Below are 15,834 nucleotides of genomic sequence, written 5' to 3'. Positions count from 1 at the left end.
GTTCCCGAAGGGTCCCCACAGGCGCCCAAAAACCCTTCGCCCCACCCCCACCCCTCCCCCTACCCTCACCCCATGCAGCGCGCCCAAGCCATCCCCTCGATCACGACGACGCCGGAGCAGGTCCCGGTGCGCTGACAGCTGACGCAGTCCGAAGCCCCGGGGCGAGTGCCCCGGGGTTTTGTCGTTCCCGTCGGTTCCTCGCCCCCCGCCGCGAGGGAGAACCCCGTGAACCCCATGCACGACCACCGCCGGCTCGGCCGCGAGCTCGATCTGTTCGACACCGATCCGCTGATGGGCGCGGGGCTGCCGTACTGGCTGCCCGACGGGGCCGTCGTACGGCATGTCCTGGAGGAGTACGTCAGGGAGGTGGAGCGGGCCGCCGGGTACCGGCATGTGTACTCGCCGGTGCTCGGGAAGCGGGAGCTGTACGAGATCTCCGGGCACTGGTCGCACTACGGCGACGACATGTTCCCGCCGATGCGGCTGGGCGGCGAGGAGGTCGTGCTGCGGCCCAGCCTTTGCCCGCACCACGCCCTCATCTATCGGTCGCGGTCCCACAGTTACCGTGAACTTCCGCTGCGGATCGCCGAGTTGGGCGGCATGTATCGCTCCGAACTCTCGGGCGTCCTCGGCGGTCTCACCCGCGTCCGTTCCATCCAGCTCAACGACGCCCACATCTTCTGCACCCCGGAGCAGGCCGTGGCGGAGGCCCGCGCCGCCCTCGCACTCATCCGGCGCGCCTACGACGACCTCGGCATCCGAGCGTCCAGGTACCGGCTGTCCCTCCCGGGCGACTCCGGCAAGTACGTCGCGGACCCCGCGCTCTGGCGCCGCGCCACCGCCCTGCTCGAAGAGGTCCTGGACGGCGTCGAGTACGAGTCCGTCGAGGGCGAGGCCGCCTTCTACGGTCCCAAGATCGACGTACAGATCACCGACCCCGCCGGCCGCGAGTCCACCCTCTCCACCGTCCAGATCGACTTCCACCAGCCCGAACGCTTCGACCTCCACTACATCGGCCCCGACGGGGGCAAACACCGCCCGGTGATGGTCCACCGCAGCATCATCGGCAGCGTGGAGCGGGCGGTCGCCCATCTCATCGAGGCGCACGGCGGCGCCTTCCCGGTGTGGCTCGCGCCCGTACAGCTGGTGGTTCTGCCAGTGGGCCACGCCCAGGAGGAACGGGCCCTTGACCTCGTACGGCGGGCCGAAGCGCGCGGTGTCCGGGCCGAACTCTCGGGCCCCGGCCACGGCACCCTCGGCACCCGCGTCCGTGCCGCACGCCTCGTGCCGTACCAGGCGGTGATCGGAGAGCGGGAGGCCGACTCCGGCTGTGCGGCCGTACGACTGCGGGACGGCCGTAGGCCAGGAGCGGTGCCGGTCGACGAGCTGCTGGAGAGGATCGGTGCCCGGGCCGGTGATTGCGGGGCCGAACTCTGGGCGGCTGCGTAGGGTCGGACCCGTACGCCAGTGACGAAAGGACCCCCGCCGTGACCGGTCAGCCCACCCCGGTGATCATCGACTGCGACACCGGTGTCGACGACGCCCTTGCCCTGCTGTTCGCCGTACGGCATCCAGGGATCGACCTGCGCGCGGTCACCTGTGTCGCCGGGAACACCGACGTCGACGGCGTCGTCCGCAACACGCTGACCGTTCTGGAGCAGGCCGGCGCCGGGGACATCCCCGTCGCCCGCGGTGCCGCGCGGCCGCTGATCGAGCCCGTGCGCACCGCGCAGCACGTGCACGGCCTCGACGGCATGGGTGACCTGGGGCTGCCCGCGCCGACCCGGGTGGCGGTGGACGTGGACGCGGTGACCCTGCTCAGGCGGGAGATCCTCGCCTCGCCCCGCCCGGTCACGCTGATCCCGACCGCGCCGCTCACCAACATCGCGCTGCTCCTTCGTACGCACCCCGACGTGGTGCGGAACATCGAGCGGATCGTGTTCATGGGCGGCGCGGTGGCGACGGGGAACGCCACGCCGGTCGCGGAGTTCAACGTCTGGCACGATCCCGAGGCGGCCGCCGTGCTGCTCACCGCGGGCGTGCCGATCACCATGTACGGCCTGGACGTGTTCGAGCAGGTGGTCGTCCCCGCGGCCGACGTCCAGCGGCTGCGGGCGAGTTCGGAGCCCAGCCTGCGCATGGCCGGCGAGCTCCTCGCCCACCGCGACCCGGCCACCTCCGGCGACCCCACCCCCACGGGCGGCCTCGGAGACGCGGGCGCGGTCTGCGCGGTCGTCGACCCGGACGGACTGACCACCGAACTCCTGCCGGTGGAAGTGAGCCTGGCCCCGGGCCCGACCCGCGGCCAGACCGTCGTCGACCGCCGCCGCCGTCCCGGGGAGTCCGAGATCCACGAGGGCGAGCGTGAAGTGACACTCGTGGACGTGGGGTTGGGAGTGGATGTGGAGCGGTACGTGAAGTTGTGGCTGACGGCGGTGGAGGGGGCCTGACAGCCCGTACCAATGGCTTCCTGGCGGTAGGGGCCTCTTGCCATGCCCGCAGCACCGGCTCGCGGTTCGCCCACGCGGTAGCCATGCAGGCATATAGCGAGGAAATCGGCAAAGTGCCCTAAAAAGGACTCTGTGCGGCCCTCCCTGTACCGCACCCCGCGATTCCCGGGCCTTTCTCGAATCGCCGGACGTGACCACTTGCCATCGACCGACGGTCCCCCTATGGTCGTACGAACGTAAGACATACGACCGTAAGGCATACGGACGTAACTCAAAGCTCAGGGAGCTCGTGATGGCGACAACTCGACCGGTGGTCCTCGTGACAGGTGCCTCATCAGGCGTCGGCAAGGAGACGGCCCGCGCTTTCGCCGCGGCGGGCTTCGAGGTGATCGGAACCGCCCGCAACACCGCGCGGGTCACCGCGCCCGCCGGGGTGACCTACCTCGACCTCGACGTGACCAGCGACGCATCGGTCGCCTCCGTGGTCAAGCAGGTGATCGACCGGTTCGGGCGTATCGACGTCCTGGTCAACAATGCCGGCGTCGGCGCCAACGGTGCCGGCGAGGAGTTCTCCGTCGCCCGGACGCAGGAGGTCTTCGACGTCAACGTCTACGGCATCATGCGGATGACCAAGGCGGTTCTGCCGCACATGCGCGCGCAACGGCGCGGACGCGTCATCAACGTCTCCTCCCTCAGCGGGTTCGTCCCCAGCCCGTTCATGTCCATCTACACCTCGACCAAGCACGCGGTCGAGGGCTACTCCGGGTCGCTGGACCACGAGGTCCGCGAGCACGGCGTGCGGATCCTGCTCGTCGAGCCCGGCCCGATCAACACCCCGTTCGGGGACCACAGCGTGCAGGGCGACACCCCGTTGCCGCTCTACGCGTCGGGGCGGCGCACCTTCGACGAGGTGCTGGCGAAGAACACCAGCGGCGGCGACGATCCGGCCACCGTGGCCAAGGTGATCGTCGCGGCGGCCACCGACCGGAACCCGAAGCTGCGGCGCACCGCCGGCTCGACGGCCGCCGGCATCAGCGTGTTCCACCGCGTCCTTCCGGCCCGGATCTTCGACCGCATCGTCCGCAGGTTCAACCGGATGCCGAACTGACCTACGGACGCCGGTCTCACGAAGCTGCTTCTCCGTCCGTCTCGCTTCGCGTCTTCCAGCCGACCGGCCTGAAGGCAGCGGCTCCGGCGCTGCTCTGGATCCACGGAGGCGGACTGATCTTCGGCGCACCCGAGCAGGACGACCGTACGAACATCGCCTTCGCCCGCGAACTCGGCATCACCGTCGCCGCGGCCCGCTATCGACTGGGGCCGGACCATCCCGCGCCCCCCGCGGTCGAGGACGCCTACGCCGCGCTGCGCGGACTGGCCGAGCGAGCGGACGACCTGCACATCGACGTCGATCGCATCGCGATCGGCGGTGCCAGCGCAGGCGGCGGACTCGCCGCGGCCCTCGCCCTGCTCGCCCATGACCGGGCCGAGATCCGGCCGACGTCCCAATTGCTCCTCTACCTCATGCTGGACGACCGCACGACGACGAGAACCGACCTGGACACCCTCAAGGTGCGCGTCCGGACGCCCAAGAGCAACCGGTACGGCTGGTCGTCCCACCTCGGCGATGCCGTCGCAGGCCCCGACGTCTCCCCGCGCCGGGCTCGCCCGCTGCCGTCGGAGGCCCGCGCCCTGGCCGACGGCGAGCCCTCGGCTGGGCCCGCCTGCCCGGCAGCCCCGCGCCCGGCGGTGACCTCGGCGCCCTCATCGGCCGGACCCGCGCGGCGATCCTGGAAGACGTCGTCACCGGCCGTACGACCGGTGAACTCGCCGACCGCCTCGGCATCTCCGGCGCGGCCGCGAGCCAGCACACGGCGGTGCTGCGCCGGGCGGGCCTGCTGCTGAGCGTGCGCCACGGCAGACATGTGCTGCACACCATCACGCCGGCGGGGAGCGCCCTGCTCGAAGGGACCGGATCCGTCGGGGCGGGCTCCGTTTAAGGCAGGGCTTCAGGTTGTGGCGGGGACCAGCAGGTCGAAGCAAGCCTGTGGGCGCGAGAGATGTCCTTTTTCCACAGGGGGTGCGACATCACATGCGCGACATACGACGTTCTCTGCTCGCGGGCCTCGGCGCCCTGGGGCTGGCGCTGACGGCCGTGTTCATGGCGGGCCCCGCCGGTGCGGCCCCGGCCGGTGCGGCCCCGGAGAACCGGGACTTCGGCCAGATCCTGACCATGCCGGCCGCGCCGCCCGCCTCGGCACTGCCGGCGGGGGCGGCCGCCGAGCCTCCGACGGCCTGGCCGAAGCCCAGCAAGATCCTGCACGTCGCCGCGCGTGAGTCCATCACCTGCGAGAGCGGCAACCTGTGCACCGCGACCTACGACCCCACACGGGGCGACTACGTCGTCTACTACTTCTACTACTGCGACACCTACACCCTGTCCAACTGGGTCGGCACGGGCTCGTACCGCAACTCCCAGACCGGTGGTGTGACCGCGCACTTCTACGGCAAGGACGGCGGGACCGTCACGTCCGTCGGGCCGGGTGGCAGCAGCAACTCGTACAACTGGAGCCCCATCTGGTCCCTCAAGAACTGCTGACGCCCCACCGCTGTTCCACCTTCGCGAGCCGCCAGTAGGCGATCGCCGCCGCCCACACCACCACGAACAGGCCGACGATGACGTAGCCGACGTTGTCGAGATCGATGTCGGCGATCCAGGTGGTGAGGGCGTCGGTGAGGTCGAACTTGTCGTGCAGGACGCCGACGAGCTCGATCGTGCCGATGAAGAAGGCGACCGCGATGGACAGCCCGGTGATGGCGAGGTTGTAGAAGACCTTGCGGACGGGGTTGGAGAAGGCCCACTGGTAGGCGAAGTTCATGAACGTGCCGTCGAGGGTGTCGAACAGGCTCATGCCGGCGGCGAAGAGCAGCGGCAGACAGAGGATGGCGTACCAGGGAAGCCCCGCGGCCGCACCCGACCCGGCCATCACCATCAGCGTCACTTCCGTGGCCGTGTCGAAGCCGAGCCCGAACAGGAAGCCCAGCGGAAACATCTGCCCCGGCCGGGTGATGGACTTGGTGAGCCGCCCGAGGATCCGGTTCATGAACCCGCGCGAGTCGAGGTGCTGCTCCAGTTCCTTCTCGTCGTACGTCCCCTCCCGCATCGCCCGGAAGACCTTCAGGATGCCCATCAGGGCGACCAGGTTGAGAGCGGCGATGAGATAGAGGAACGACCCGGAGACCGTCGTACCGAGAAATCCGAGCACCTGGTGGGTACGTGACCCCTCGTTCATGACCTTGCCGGCCAGCTGGGTGCCGCCGGCGATCAGCGCGGCGAGCAGGACCACGACACTGGAGTGCCCGAGCGCGAACCAGAACCCTCCGGACACCGGCCGCTTGCCGTCCGCCATCAGCTTGCGCGTGGTGTTGTCGATCGCGGCGATGTGGTCGGCGTCGAAGGCGTGGCGCATACCGAGGGTGTAGGCGGTGATGCCGAGTCCGATACCGAAGGCCTTGTCGCCCACCTCGTAGTGCTCCGGGACGACCAGCAGGAAGAGGATGCCGAAGGCGACGACGTGCAGGGCGGCTATCGCGGCCATCAGACCGACCGTCTTGACGGTGTCCTCGCGCCGCCAGCGGAAGGAGGATGAGGCGGCGGTCTCGGGCAGCGCAGGATCAGTCATACGGTGGTCACTCCAGCACCTCGTGGATGAACGCGTGAGCTGCCGTGGCCGGTCTCCTGGCTTACGGGTCGTGCGTTTCCCTCCCGCCTTCCCGGCCTGATGGTGACGGCCAGTGGCTGTCCCGCGAGGGACGTGGGAGGGAAACTCCCCGATCACAGTGGCGAGGGCCGCACCGGACTGGACCTTTGAGGGGTCGTCACCGGCTTCCCGAGCACCACGGCCCGCCCACCGTAGGCGGGCGCGGGGTCTCCTGCATAGCTGCACACCTGCGCAGGTATGGAAGATCACACAGGGCTGCCTGCGAGGATGAGCCCCATGCACCTCGTCCCGGCCGACCGAGCCGACCGCCGCACGATCGACGGACACCGGGTGTGCGACGCCATCGCCGCGATCGGCGACCCGGGACACGTCCGCACCTGGTCCGACCGCTTCGCCCTCCTGGCCGACCCGAACCGCCTCTCCCTGCTCCTGGCCCTGCACCGGACCGGCCCACTGGCGGTCTCCGACCTCGCGATCGCGACGGGGATGAACGACCCCGCCGTCTCCCAGGCGCTACGGCTGCTGCGGGCGGCCGGGGTGGTCGCGGGGGAGAAGGAGGGGCGCGTGGTGCGGTACCGGGTGGTGGACGAGGCGGTGCGGGGGTTGCTGGCGCAGGTGTCCTGAGCCGGTGAAGGTACGTGCCGTTCAGCGTGGCTCGCCGGTCCGGTCGAAGGTCTCCACGTCGGAACGGAACAGATCCTGTTCGGGACCAGTGGGAGAGACGAGTACGACGAAGTCGGGCAGAGCAGCGGCAGAGGGAGTGCCGTCTTCGTTGACGCCGCCCTCCTCGTCCTCCCACGCGATCAGATGGATCACCACCGCGTAGCGGCCCACGGGCAGATCGAACTGGACCGTGCCCGGCCACACTTGGGCACCCACCGCCCCCGCCGACACGGACCAGGACCCGAAGGCGCCGTCACTTCGGATGTTGATGGGGACCAGGGAGCCCGTACGGATGTGGCGTTCAACGTCCTCGTCCTCGCCGAGCTGCGGGTCCCACGTGTCGTAGTCCACGATGGCGGGGCGAAAGAGTCACCGGGGAATCCTGCCACGCGCGTGCGCCATGGCAACGGCTCCGTCTCCTCACCACTTGTTGGGCGACGTACCACTTGTCCGAGATCTGCACCAGTAGGAAGATCCTCTGACGATGCACCCGAGGAGGCCACATGCTGCAAGCCGTACGGCACGGCGACTACGCGCCACTGGCCTTCTATGCGGTGGCAGTCATCTTCTGCCTGGCACTCGCTCTCGACGCAGGGAAGATCAACTCCCGTATCGAGACCCGCCTCAAGAACGGACCACAGGGAGCTACGTTCAGACTCGTCCCCACGTGGCTCTTCCGGTACTACCCCATCTTCGGCCTGGCCTTGATCACCGTAGGTCTTCTCATCCTCTAGCCAGCGGTCTCCGCCGTGCCCGCCATGAACATGTCGTGAATGGCAGACTGTATGGACTGTGAGGGACGGGGGCGCTGGTGAGCAAGAGGCAAGTACGGAAGATGCTGCGGGAGATGGCAAGCGGGGAGCCGGTTCGGATGACCCTCTCCGGGTGGTCGTGGAAGCGCCTGGCCCGACTCGCCTTCATCGCCGAGCAGTTCGGGTACGAGTACGCGGACCTGCAGATGACCAGCGACAACAAGTTCGCACTGTTCATCGTGCCCGACCCCAGCCCGCAGGGCCGACAGCGCGCCGCGCAGAACCGGGCGCAGTACCCCGACGCCGATGAGGGCGTAGCGCTGCCGCCCGTCGTGCCCGACGCCATCGATCTCCTCAAGGCCCGCATGGTGGTCGACACCGGCACTCAGGACAGCGACAAGCTCCGGACGGGGATACTGATCTCCTTCCTCACCGTGACCGCCGCGGCCATCATCTTCAGACTGCGAGCGGAGACTGCAGCGATCGTCATCGTCGGCATCATCTGGGCCGCACTCATGGCCCTGCTGCCCTTCCTGCTCGCCTACAGCCGACGTTACAGAGCCAAGTACGCCGCTCGGCTGAAGGCCGCCGGGTTCACGCCGGTGACCGACGAGAGCGGGCGACTGCGGTATGTGCCACCGGGCGGGCAGCTTCCCGGACACGGCAATCCGTTCGGCGCAGGGGCGTAGTGGCGGTGCCGGTGGGGCCCAGCAACCACCCGTGGATGGCCCGAGCGTCCCAGGCGTCCGGGAACCCGCGTGGTGGACCAGCCGCTCTGCCGCCTGAGTGGCTTCGGGACGAAGGGTTCATCGCGCCGCCCCACGATGATCGGTGTGACAGACACCGCTGACCTTGCTGGATCGGCTCCGGCAAGTGCTGCTACAGGCACGGCCGATGCTGTCTTCCTCATCCTTGTGGGAGCCGGCCTGCTGTGCGCAGGGATCGTCTTCGCCACCGACTACAAGAAGACGGCGACCCGCTTCTACGCGAAGGCGATGAGTACGCAACGGAACAAGCCGCCCCGCATCTACGGCGGTCCTCCAGCAGGGGTGTTGCACCTCAAAGCGATCGCGCTCGTGCAGATCCTCGCGGGCAGCGGCGCGGTTGCGGTCGGCATCCACTTCCTCAGCCGGTAGACGGCCGCCTCCGCACGGGGCGCGTCCGCTGGGCCCGTTCCCTGAGCCGCGCAAGGCCGCTGAGCAGTCGTCAGCGACGACCACCGGGCGCACGGTTCCACGTCACTACGCGAGCGCGGTAGACCTAGACCTTCCCTACTTCATTGGGGCCGCCTTCTGTGCAGGTTTCGCACGATGTCGTCAATTCGTCCATTGCTGGCTTCGTACCCCTCACCCCCATCTTCCAGGAGCATTATTTCCCGGATCTTGGAAGGTGTCAGCCCTCGGTCATGCAGAGCTATCACCTGGTCTCGCCAGGCGATAGCCGACATAGCCCCGTCGATGTTGTAGTGCGCTTGCAGCGTGCGTTCCGCGATTTGCTGCGCCTGTGTCAGTGCCGCGTCTGCTCTCGCGAGGCTGCGTTCCGATTGAGCTTCGGACTGAGCCAAGGCACGCTCAGCCTTGCGCAGGCTGAAGATGGCTACGAGGACAGCAATCAAATTTCCCAAGAGTCCCGACCACGCGGCAATGCTCTCCGAGTCCACTTCCGGCCCCCTATGAAGTGTTGGCCGAAGAGAGACGTATCGGAAGACATACTGGTTCCCGCGACATTGTCATCTGTGGAATTTCGCGGTCGTTCACGGCCGTGTCGGCACTTGGTGACACGCAGTACGAGCCTGAACTACCAGGAACAGCGGCCAGCACAGTTGCAAGGCGTGCGCCTGCCACGGTTGGGTCCCGGACGAGTCTCCGGGCCTGCCCCGGACAGGCCAGGGATGCAACCATTCCCTACAGAGCTGGAACCCCCGGAAGCCGACCGCGCGCTTGAGACCATAACTGCAGGCACTGACAACGGACCCGCCAGTGATCGACCGTTAGGTGTCGCCGCCAGTCGGCCGCACACCGCAACCGCACCCAGGCGTACTCCCTCATTGCTGATCACCGCCGCACGCTAGCGTCGGCCGCAGCCAACCGTCGCCCCCCAGGACCCCGGTGAACGCCCCCGCACACACCTCACGGCCCCACCACCACAGTGGGAAAGCATGTTGGAGGTGCAACTCGTCAGGGGACGATCGGCGGCAGCTTCCGGCGCCTTTGGCCGACGCGACCGTTCCGGAGCGTGTTCCGACCACACGCCACCAGGACGGAACCGACCACACTGACTACTGCAAAGCTGGTGGCCAAGATGACGCCGAGCGGCTGACGGTCTCCGGTCAAAGATCCTGCGGTGCGTATCAACAGCCCTATTCCGAGAGCCAGTCCACCCCAGCCCGCCAGGGTGCTGGCGTGCCTGCGGCGTTGCCGCCAGACGCACCACATGCCAACAGACAGCAAGATGGCACCACCAGCGCCGAAAGCCACTGCATCGAACATTCGCGCCTCCGGACGGAAGCGTACCGATGCAGGAGGTGGGGACAGCTCTTCGGTCTTGCGGCGTCGCCAACGACGGCGCCTGCCAAGGTCAGTTCCCGCCGAGCGGCGGTGTTCTCCACGGGCCGTCAGCGGGTCCGGGCGGCCTCCGCCTCCCCCGTCCGGGCGCTCGCCCCCCGCACCACCGCCACCGCCGTCAAGGCGACCGCCAGGCCCAGCGCGGTCTGGGTGGTGAAGGGCTCACCGAACATCAGGGCGCCCCAGACCGCGGTGACGGGGGCCATGAGGAACATGAGGGTGTTGACCTCGGTGACTCCGGAGCGCTGGAGGACGAGCCAGTACAGGCCGTAGCCGCCGAAGGTGGAGAGGGTCACGAGCCAGAGCGTGGCCAGCCAGAAGGAGCCCGTGGTGGGCGGGGTCGCGGTGCCGGTCGTGAGGGCTGCGGTCGTGAAGACGAGGGCGCTGGTGGCGCAGTGGACGGTCAGCGACACGGTAGGGGTCACCGGGGTGCGGGAGCGCCGGTCGAGGAAGGTGGCGGCGACCAGCGAGAGCATCCCGGCGAACGGGACGAGGTAGGTCCACCAGGCCACGCCCGTGGTCGCCGCCGCGTCGGCCGTGGTGACCAGGGCGACTCCGGCCAGGCCCAGGCACAGTCCGAGCCACTGCCGGGCCGAGACGTACTCGCGCAGCAGCGGGCCGGCGAGTGCTCCCGCGACCAGTGGCTGGGTGCCGTCGATCAGGGCCGTCGTACCGCTGGAGACGCCGAGCTGGATGGCGTAGTAGACGGTGAGCAGGTAGCCGCTCTGGGAGAGCAGTCCGATCAGGGCCTGGCGGGCGAGGTCGCGGGGCGCCAGGGTGCGCCATGAGGCCCGGCGCCGGTGGACGGCGAACGCGGTCAGGACGGCCGCCAGCGGCAGGAAGCGCCACATCAGGAGTGTCATCGCACCGGCGTCCTGCGTGCCCAGCTTGGCGCCGACGAATCCCGAGCTCCAGCACACGACGAAGGCGGCGGAGAGCAGGACGTTCATGGGAGTCACCACCCGTGACTAGACAGATCTGTATACCTCCTTGCGCCTGCCACTATACAGATCGGTATAGTCGGGAGGGTGGGAGACAACAGTGCACGGCAGGTACGGCGGATCAGCATGACCCCGGGTGCGCGGCGCGCCCTCGCGGCGGCGTCCCGGCTGTTCTACGAGCGAGGCATCCACGCGGTCGGCGTGGACCTGATCGCCGCCGAGGCCGGGGTGACGAAGAAGACGCTCTACGACCGGTTCGGCTCCAAGGAGCAGATCGTCGTGGAGTACCTCGCCGACCGGGACGAACGCTGGCGGACGTATGTCATGGAGCGGCTGGAGGCTGCGGGGCCGGGCGCAGGCGACCGGGTCCGCGCGGTCTTCGACGCCTCCCGGGAGTGGATGGACGACAACAGCCCCAAGGGGTGCGCCATGGTCAACGCCCACGCCGAGATCAGCGACCCCGCCCATCCGGCGTACGCGATCATCACCGGTCAGAAGCAGTGGATGCTCAGGCTCTTCACCGATCTGGCCCCCGAGCAGGCCCGCACGCTCATGCTGCTGCACGAGGGCGCGCTGGTCGCCCACGGGCTGCGGGTCCTTCCCGACCCGGTCGGCTACGCCCGCGACCGGGCGGCCGAACTCGTGGGCGCGAAGGGTGCATAGACGCGGCTCGGGGCCGGGTACGGCGTCACCCATGGCGTAACCCATACGGCCCGGACCGCTGGTGGCCTCCGCGAACCCGGTGATCACTGGAGGCATGACCCCGCCACGCGCCGCCGCCTGCGCTCTCGCCCTCTCTGGGCTCCTCGCCGCCACCGCCTGTTCCGCTCTGTCCACCCCGCCCACCGCTCCCAGGCCGCCGATCACGCGGCCCACGAGTGCGCCGCCACCGTCCCCGAAAACGTCCGCTGCCCCCTCCTCCGCCCTCACCGAGGCCATGGCGCAGGCCGCGCTCGTCACCGACGCGGACCTCGGTGAGCCCTGGACGCCGACCCAGGGCGTGGCCACCTGGCACGACGGGGTGCTGAAGGCGAAGGCCGACCGGCGGGGGTGTCAGCGGCTGCTCGACGCGCTGTACGCGGACGAGTGGTTCGGGGCCGATGCCCAGCCCCGTGCGGTCGTCGGCATGGACGACGAGTGGAACAAGGCGCAGATGCGGTATCAGGTGCTCGCGCGTCCGCCGGCGGAGATCGACAAGACCTTGGCCTGGCTGAAGGGCCTTCCGCGGGCGTGCGCACAGTTCGGGGCCACCACGGCCACGGGGGCCGTCTTCGGGGTACAGGTCACCGAGGCACCGTTGCCGGAGGCGGGGAACGCCCGGCAGGGGCTGCGGGTGTGGCTGACCGGACAGTCCCCGGACGGTGAACCGATGACGCTCACGCTGGACGTCGCCGCCGTCCGTGTGGGGGAGGACGCGATCAGTGTGACGAACGGCGGCTTCGGCGACGTGCAGACGCAGGCCACGCAGACCGCCGTACAGCTGGGCGCCGAGCGGCTGACGGAGATCAGGAAGCAGGGCCGGGTGGAGATCTGAGCGGTCAGTCCGATTCGAACCGTTTCAGGTGCCAGACCACGTCGTGCGCCACCTCGAGCGCGGTGCGGCTGTCCGCGAAGGCGTCCGCGCGCAGCCGGGCCAGCGCCTCGTCCGAGTCGACGCCCAGCTGCACCATGATCATGCCGACGGCCTGGTACACCTCGTCGTGGGCTTTGGCCAGGCCGCTGAGCCAGAGGTCGTCGCCCTCGGGGCCGTTCTCCTGCTCCCGGGGCAGTGCCGTCAGGGCCAGGGTCATGACGCTGGCCACGAGCTCGGCGATGCGCAGCTCCTGCCGGGTGAGTTCGCCGGGGACGTCCCGGTAGAGGTCGAGGGTGCCCACGCACACGGTGTCGTTGCCGAGCGGCATCGAGTACACCGCCCGTATCCCGGCGGCGGTGGCCTGCTGGGCGAAGACCGGCCAGCGGTCGGCGTCCCGGCCGGACGTCAGATCGGCGGCGAGTACGGTGGCCCCGGTCTTCGCGGCGGACGTGCAGGGCCCGTCCCCCAGGGTGGCCTGGAGTTCCGACAGACGCTCGGCCCGGGGGCCGCTGGCGCTGAGCTGGATGGGCATGCCGTCGCTGCGCAGCGACACGCTCGCGCCGGCCACGGCCAGCAGCCTGACGGCGGCCACGCACAGCTTGCCGGGAATCTCGGCGGGGTCGGCACCCCGCACACCCTCCGCGATGACATCGGAGATCCGCACGTGATCCGGCTCTCCCGCATGGCCGGCTTCGCGGTCGGGGTGGGCCTCGCGGGGTTGGCGGGTCTCGCGGGGGCGGCCGGCTCCACGACCGCGTCCGACTTCACGGTCCCTCTCCATCCCGCGCTCGTGGCCGACGTTCCGTTCCCGCTCGCGTCCGGCTTCGCGGTCGGGGTGGGCCTCGCGGGGTTGGCGGGTCTCGCGGGGGCGGCCGGCTTCACGACCGCGTCCGACCTCGCGCTCGCGCCCGACTTCCCGCTCGTAGCCGGCCTCGCGGTCCCGTTCCCGGTCCCGCTCGTCCTGACGTTTGCGACCACCCCGGCCTTCGCGTTCCGCCGCCCGCCGCGGTTCGTCCTCCGGCGTCCCGAACGAGCCCGAAGAGCTGTCCGGTCCGGTGAACGCTCCGGCTTCGCCGCCCGAACCGGGGAACGGACCCGGCTCGTCGCCATGGGCGTTGCCGCGGTCGTCCGTGGGCCGCACGACCACCGCCTCCTTCGGTCAGCGCGGGCCTTTCCGTCAACGGCCCCCAAGCGGGCTCACCGGGGGCAGGGGGCGCCGCTCGTGGCGCACCCACCCAGGGGCACCGCCCGGCTACCCCTCGTCCACCGGGCGAAACGCCCAGGACGGGCACGGCGGATCGGCACTCCCCGCTGTCCCTACGGCGTACGGAAAGCCCCCGGACAGGCCCTGTTTCGGGCGGAGAGGTCGCAGCGAGGCGTACCCGCGTCGGGCAGACGTCCCCTTCGGCGGTCCGGACCTCTGAGACCCTCATGCGCGCTTCACAGACCGCGCACCCATTCATTACGGTCTTCGGTGACGGTCAGGGAGCGGCCGCACAGCGTCGAACTGTGCCGGAGCCGCCCATGTCCCTGTCCCGCCCTCTCGCGCCGCCCTGAGTGACGCCGTACTTCCGTCCCTGTCCCGCGACACCGACCGGGGCGCCTCCCGCCGTCCCGAGCGGGCCGGGGACCTCCCCGGAGGACCGTGGGAGAAGCCGCGCGTCCTCACCGGGGCGGCCGCCGCCATCCGGACGGCGGCGACCGCCCCGACACCCGTCCAACCTTGTCGTACGGACCGCCGGGCGCCCTCGACGCCGGGCCCAGGGACGTGTGCGCAGGCCCGGAATCCTCACAGAGGGGGCTGTGCCGGTGCCGGGCCGAGGGTGGTGGTGCCGGGGGCCGTACGGTGTCCGAGGCCCGTCCGGTACGCGTCCAGTGCCGCCTCGACTCGTCCCGTACGGCGCAGCAGATCGCCCAGCAGCCGGCACAGGTCGGCCAGGTCACCGGCGGCGCCGGCCCGCTCCAGGAGGCTCAGGGCGCGGACGTAGTGCTCCTCGGCGGCCTCGGTGTCCCGGGCGTCCTCGGCGATGATCCCCAGCAGGCGGTGGGCGGCGGCGGAGTGCAGGGCGCCGCGCTCGGAGCTGAGGTCGCTGAGCACGTCGTGGAGCAGGGCGGCGGCCTCGTCGGACTTGCCGCGCCGGTGCAGCACATCGGCGAGCTCGACGGCGGCCTGACTGGAGTAGAGGGCGGCCCGCTTGGCGGAGAGCATGTCGAGGGCCTGCCTCAACTCGTCCTCGGCGCGCTCCAGTTCGCCGTTCTGTGCGTAGACGTATCCGCGCATCCAGTGGCAGTTGGCGAGCTCGGTACGGATCTGGAGCCGGCGGTAGAGCTCGGCGGCCTTGGCGAGGGAGGCGTCGGCCTCCGCGAGGCGGCCCTCGGCGAGCAGGGTGCGGGCGACGGACCGGTGCATCCGGGCGACGAGGGCGGGGTCGCCGGCCTGCGGGGCGAGCGCCAGGGCGAGTTCGGCGGCCTGGGCGGCGCGGGCGTGGGCGCCCATGTCCATGTAGGGGCCGATGACGCTCGCGTAGAGGAGGAGCAGGGCGTCGGGGTCGTGGAGGCCACCGCGGTTGAGCTCGTCGATGGTGGATTCCAACAGGTAGACGGAGTAGCGGAGTTCACCGGTGAGGTAGTGGGCGAGGGCGCGTCCGCGCAGGGCGGGAACGCGGGCGGGCAGCGGTACGTCGTCGCCGAGGGCTTTTTCGGCCTGCTCGAAGTACTGGCGTGCGGCGCGCAGTTCGCCCGTCTCCACAGCGCACTCCCCGAGCCCGAGCAGGGCGGCGGCCCGCACCTCGGCGAGGTCGAGCGCGTCGGCCTCGGCGAGCAGGCGGCCGTACTGAGCGGCGGACTCCTCGGCCTCCCCGGTGGCGAGGGTGCGCTGGGCCTCGGTGAGGCGCAGGCGCAGATCGGTGACGAGACGGGCCGGACGGCCGGTCGCCAGTTCTTCGAACCCGACGCCGAGGCGGTCGGCGAGATGCCGGAGCGCGTCGTCGGAGGGGCGCACCCGCCCGGACTCCAGAGTGGAGATGTAGGCCGGTGTGTACGCCGGTTCGGCGAGCTGTTTCTGCGTCAGCCCGCGTTCGATCCGCAGCTGCTGCACCCGTCGCCCGATGACGCCCGGGTCGTCCCGCTCCGACATGGCCAACTCCCCAAGCCCCTCTTGCCGTTCGGCTCT

17 protein-coding genes, 1 pseudogene and 1 riboswitch are annotated in these 15,834 nt (G+C 70.1%); of the genes and pseudogenes, 12 read left to right on the top strand and 6 right to left on the bottom strand.

The window, feature by feature from the left end; all coding sequences use genetic code 11:
* Positions 1-234 precede the first annotated feature (234 nt).
* The 6 genes and pseudogenes from thrS to AQJ46_RS28585 all read left to right on the top strand — a co-directional run bounded on the left by thrS (position 235) and on the right by AQJ46_RS28585 (position 5,046).
* On the top strand, positions 235-1,449 hold the full coding sequence (gene thrS, locus AQJ46_RS28605) for a threonine--tRNA ligase (protein WP_059208373.1): 1,215 nt from the start codon (positions 235-237) through the stop codon (positions 1,447-1,449).
* A 38-nt stretch (positions 1,450-1,487) separates the two neighbouring features.
* Positions 1,488-2,450, top strand: coding sequence for a nucleoside hydrolase (locus tag AQJ46_RS28600; RefSeq protein WP_059208293.1), 963 nt, complete (start codon positions 1,488-1,490; stop codon positions 2,448-2,450).
* Between the two features lie 292 nt (positions 2,451-2,742).
* Positions 2,743-3,558, top strand: a complete 816-nt coding sequence (locus AQJ46_RS28595; RefSeq protein ID WP_059208292.1) for an oxidoreductase — start codon at positions 2,743-2,745, stop codon at positions 3,556-3,558.
* A pseudogene (locus tag AQJ46_RS59100) lies at positions 3,555-4,052 on the top strand (alpha/beta hydrolase); the annotation flags it as partial. The gene AQJ46_RS28595 and the pseudogene AQJ46_RS59100, both read left to right, overlap by 4 nt.
* The gene (locus AQJ46_RS58825; RefSeq protein WP_318656726.1) at positions 3,956-4,447 is read left to right on the top strand and encodes an ArsR/SmtB family transcription factor; all 492 of its coding nucleotides are present in this window, start codon (positions 3,956-3,958) and stop codon (positions 4,445-4,447) included. The pseudogene AQJ46_RS59100 and the gene AQJ46_RS58825, both read left to right, overlap by 97 nt.
* A gap of 92 nt (positions 4,448-4,539) precedes the next feature.
* On the top strand, positions 4,540-5,046 hold the full coding sequence (locus tag AQJ46_RS28585) for a hypothetical protein (RefSeq protein ID WP_059208290.1): 507 nt from the start codon (positions 4,540-4,542) through the stop codon (positions 5,044-5,046).
* Here the strand turns inward: AQJ46_RS28585 and nicT are convergent.
* Positions 5,033-6,130, bottom strand: coding sequence for a Nickel transporter NicT (gene nicT, locus AQJ46_RS28580; RefSeq protein WP_059208289.1), 1,098 nt, complete (start codon positions 6,128-6,130; stop codon positions 5,033-5,035). The genes AQJ46_RS28585 and nicT overlap by 14 nt on opposite strands.
* 29 nt (positions 6,131-6,159) lie before the next feature.
* Positions 6,160-6,364, bottom strand: a riboswitch (cobalamin riboswitch).
* 81 nt (positions 6,365-6,445) lie between these two features.
* Here nicT and AQJ46_RS28575 point away from each other — a divergent pair.
* Positions 6,446-6,793 (top strand): ArsR/SmtB family transcription factor, encoded by a 348-nt coding sequence (locus tag AQJ46_RS28575; protein ID WP_059208288.1) that lies wholly within the window; start codon positions 6,446-6,448, stop codon positions 6,791-6,793.
* A gap of 21 nt (positions 6,794-6,814) precedes the next feature.
* Here AQJ46_RS28575 and AQJ46_RS28570 read toward each other — a convergent pair whose 3' ends face one another.
* Positions 6,815-7,183, bottom strand: coding sequence for a hypothetical protein (locus tag AQJ46_RS28570; protein WP_059208287.1), 369 nt, complete (start codon positions 7,181-7,183; stop codon positions 6,815-6,817).
* Between the two features lie 152 nt (positions 7,184-7,335).
* Between AQJ46_RS28570 and AQJ46_RS28565 the strand changes: the two genes are divergently transcribed.
* From AQJ46_RS28565 to AQJ46_RS28555, 3 genes are all read left to right on the top strand, one after another.
* A complete protein-coding gene (locus tag AQJ46_RS28565) occupies positions 7,336-7,566 on the top strand; it encodes a hypothetical protein (protein WP_059208286.1) in 231 nt (76 codons plus the stop codon).
* Between the two features lie 77 nt (positions 7,567-7,643).
* Positions 7,644-8,273 carry a hypothetical protein gene (locus AQJ46_RS28560; RefSeq protein WP_159064058.1) on the top strand — a complete coding sequence of 210 codons (630 nt, stop codon included), beginning with the start codon at positions 7,644-7,646 and terminating at the stop codon, positions 8,271-8,273.
* Positions 8,274-8,417: 144 nt separating this feature from the next.
* Positions 8,418-8,720, top strand: a complete 303-nt coding sequence (locus tag AQJ46_RS28555) for a hypothetical protein (protein WP_159064057.1) — start codon at positions 8,418-8,420, stop codon at positions 8,718-8,720.
* Between the two features lie 140 nt (positions 8,721-8,860).
* On the opposite strand, the gene AQJ46_RS55545 is transcribed toward AQJ46_RS28555, so the two are convergent.
* Both AQJ46_RS55545 and AQJ46_RS28550 read right to left on the bottom strand, forming a co-directional pair.
* On the bottom strand, positions 8,861-9,244 hold the full coding sequence (locus AQJ46_RS55545) for a hypothetical protein (RefSeq protein ID WP_159064056.1): 384 nt from the start codon (positions 9,242-9,244) through the stop codon (positions 8,861-8,863).
* Positions 9,245-10,198: 954 nt separating this feature from the next.
* The gene (locus AQJ46_RS28550; RefSeq protein ID WP_059208372.1) at positions 10,199-11,098 is read right to left on the bottom strand and encodes a DMT family transporter; all 900 of its coding nucleotides are present in this window, start codon (positions 11,096-11,098) and stop codon (positions 10,199-10,201) included.
* A gap of 117 nt (positions 11,099-11,215) precedes the next feature.
* Here AQJ46_RS28550 and AQJ46_RS28545 point away from each other — a divergent pair, with 117 nt between their 5' ends.
* Positions 11,216-11,752, top strand: coding sequence for a TetR/AcrR family transcriptional regulator (locus AQJ46_RS28545; RefSeq protein WP_059208283.1), 537 nt, complete (start codon positions 11,216-11,218; stop codon positions 11,750-11,752).
* A 94-nt stretch (positions 11,753-11,846) separates the two neighbouring features.
* A complete protein-coding gene (locus tag AQJ46_RS28540; protein WP_059208282.1) occupies positions 11,847-12,623 on the top strand; it encodes a hypothetical protein in 777 nt (258 codons plus the stop codon).
* Positions 12,624-12,627: 4 nt separating this feature from the next.
* On the opposite strand, the gene AQJ46_RS58820 is transcribed toward AQJ46_RS28540, so the two are convergent.
* Both AQJ46_RS58820 and AQJ46_RS28530 read right to left on the bottom strand, forming a co-directional pair.
* Positions 12,628-13,803, bottom strand: a complete 1,176-nt coding sequence (locus AQJ46_RS58820) for a GAF domain-containing protein (protein ID WP_318656725.1) — start codon at positions 13,801-13,803, stop codon at positions 12,628-12,630.
* A 648-nt stretch (positions 13,804-14,451) separates the two neighbouring features.
* The gene (locus AQJ46_RS28530) at positions 14,452-15,798 is read right to left on the bottom strand and encodes a helix-turn-helix domain-containing protein (protein WP_059208281.1); all 1,347 of its coding nucleotides are present in this window, start codon (positions 15,796-15,798) and stop codon (positions 14,452-14,454) included.
* Between the last annotated feature and the right edge of the window lie 36 nt (positions 15,799-15,834).

Origin of the sequence: Streptomyces canus (assembly GCF_001514145.1) — a bacterium.
In the GTDB taxonomy this organism is placed as follows: Bacteria; Actinomycetota; Actinomycetes; order Streptomycetales; family Streptomycetaceae; genus Streptomyces; species Streptomyces canus.
The sequence above is the reverse complement of the archived record's forward strand: the minus strand, read 5'-3'. Positions and strand labels throughout refer to the sequence as shown.

Coding starts and splice junctions, on each gene's coding strand:
- thrS (WP_059208373.1), top strand. CDS start 235: ATGCACGACCACCGCCGGCTCGGCCGCGAGCTCGATCTGTTCGACACC.
- AQJ46_RS28595 (WP_059208292.1), top strand. CDS start 2,743: ATGGCGACAACTCGACCGGTGGTCCTCGTGACAGGTGCCTCATCAGGC.
- AQJ46_RS28585 (WP_059208290.1), top strand. CDS start 4,540: ATGCGCGACATACGACGTTCTCTGCTCGCGGGCCTCGGCGCCCTGGGG.
- nicT (WP_059208289.1), bottom strand. CDS start 6,130: ATGACTGATCCTGCGCTGCCCGAGACCGCCGCCTCATCCTCCTTCCGC.
- AQJ46_RS28575 (WP_059208288.1), top strand. CDS start 6,446: ATGCACCTCGTCCCGGCCGACCGAGCCGACCGCCGCACGATCGACGGA.
- AQJ46_RS28565 (WP_059208286.1), top strand. CDS start 7,336: ATGCTGCAAGCCGTACGGCACGGCGACTACGCGCCACTGGCCTTCTAT.
- AQJ46_RS28550 (WP_059208372.1), bottom strand. CDS start 11,098: ATGAACGTCCTGCTCTCCGCCGCCTTCGTCGTGTGCTGGAGCTCGGGA.
- AQJ46_RS28545 (WP_059208283.1), top strand. CDS start 11,216: ATGACCCCGGGTGCGCGGCGCGCCCTCGCGGCGGCGTCCCGGCTGTTC.
- AQJ46_RS28540 (WP_059208282.1), top strand. CDS start 11,847: ATGACCCCGCCACGCGCCGCCGCCTGCGCTCTCGCCCTCTCTGGGCTC.
- AQJ46_RS28530 (WP_059208281.1), bottom strand. CDS start 15,798: ATGTCGGAGCGGGACGACCCGGGCGTCATCGGGCGACGGGTGCAGCAG.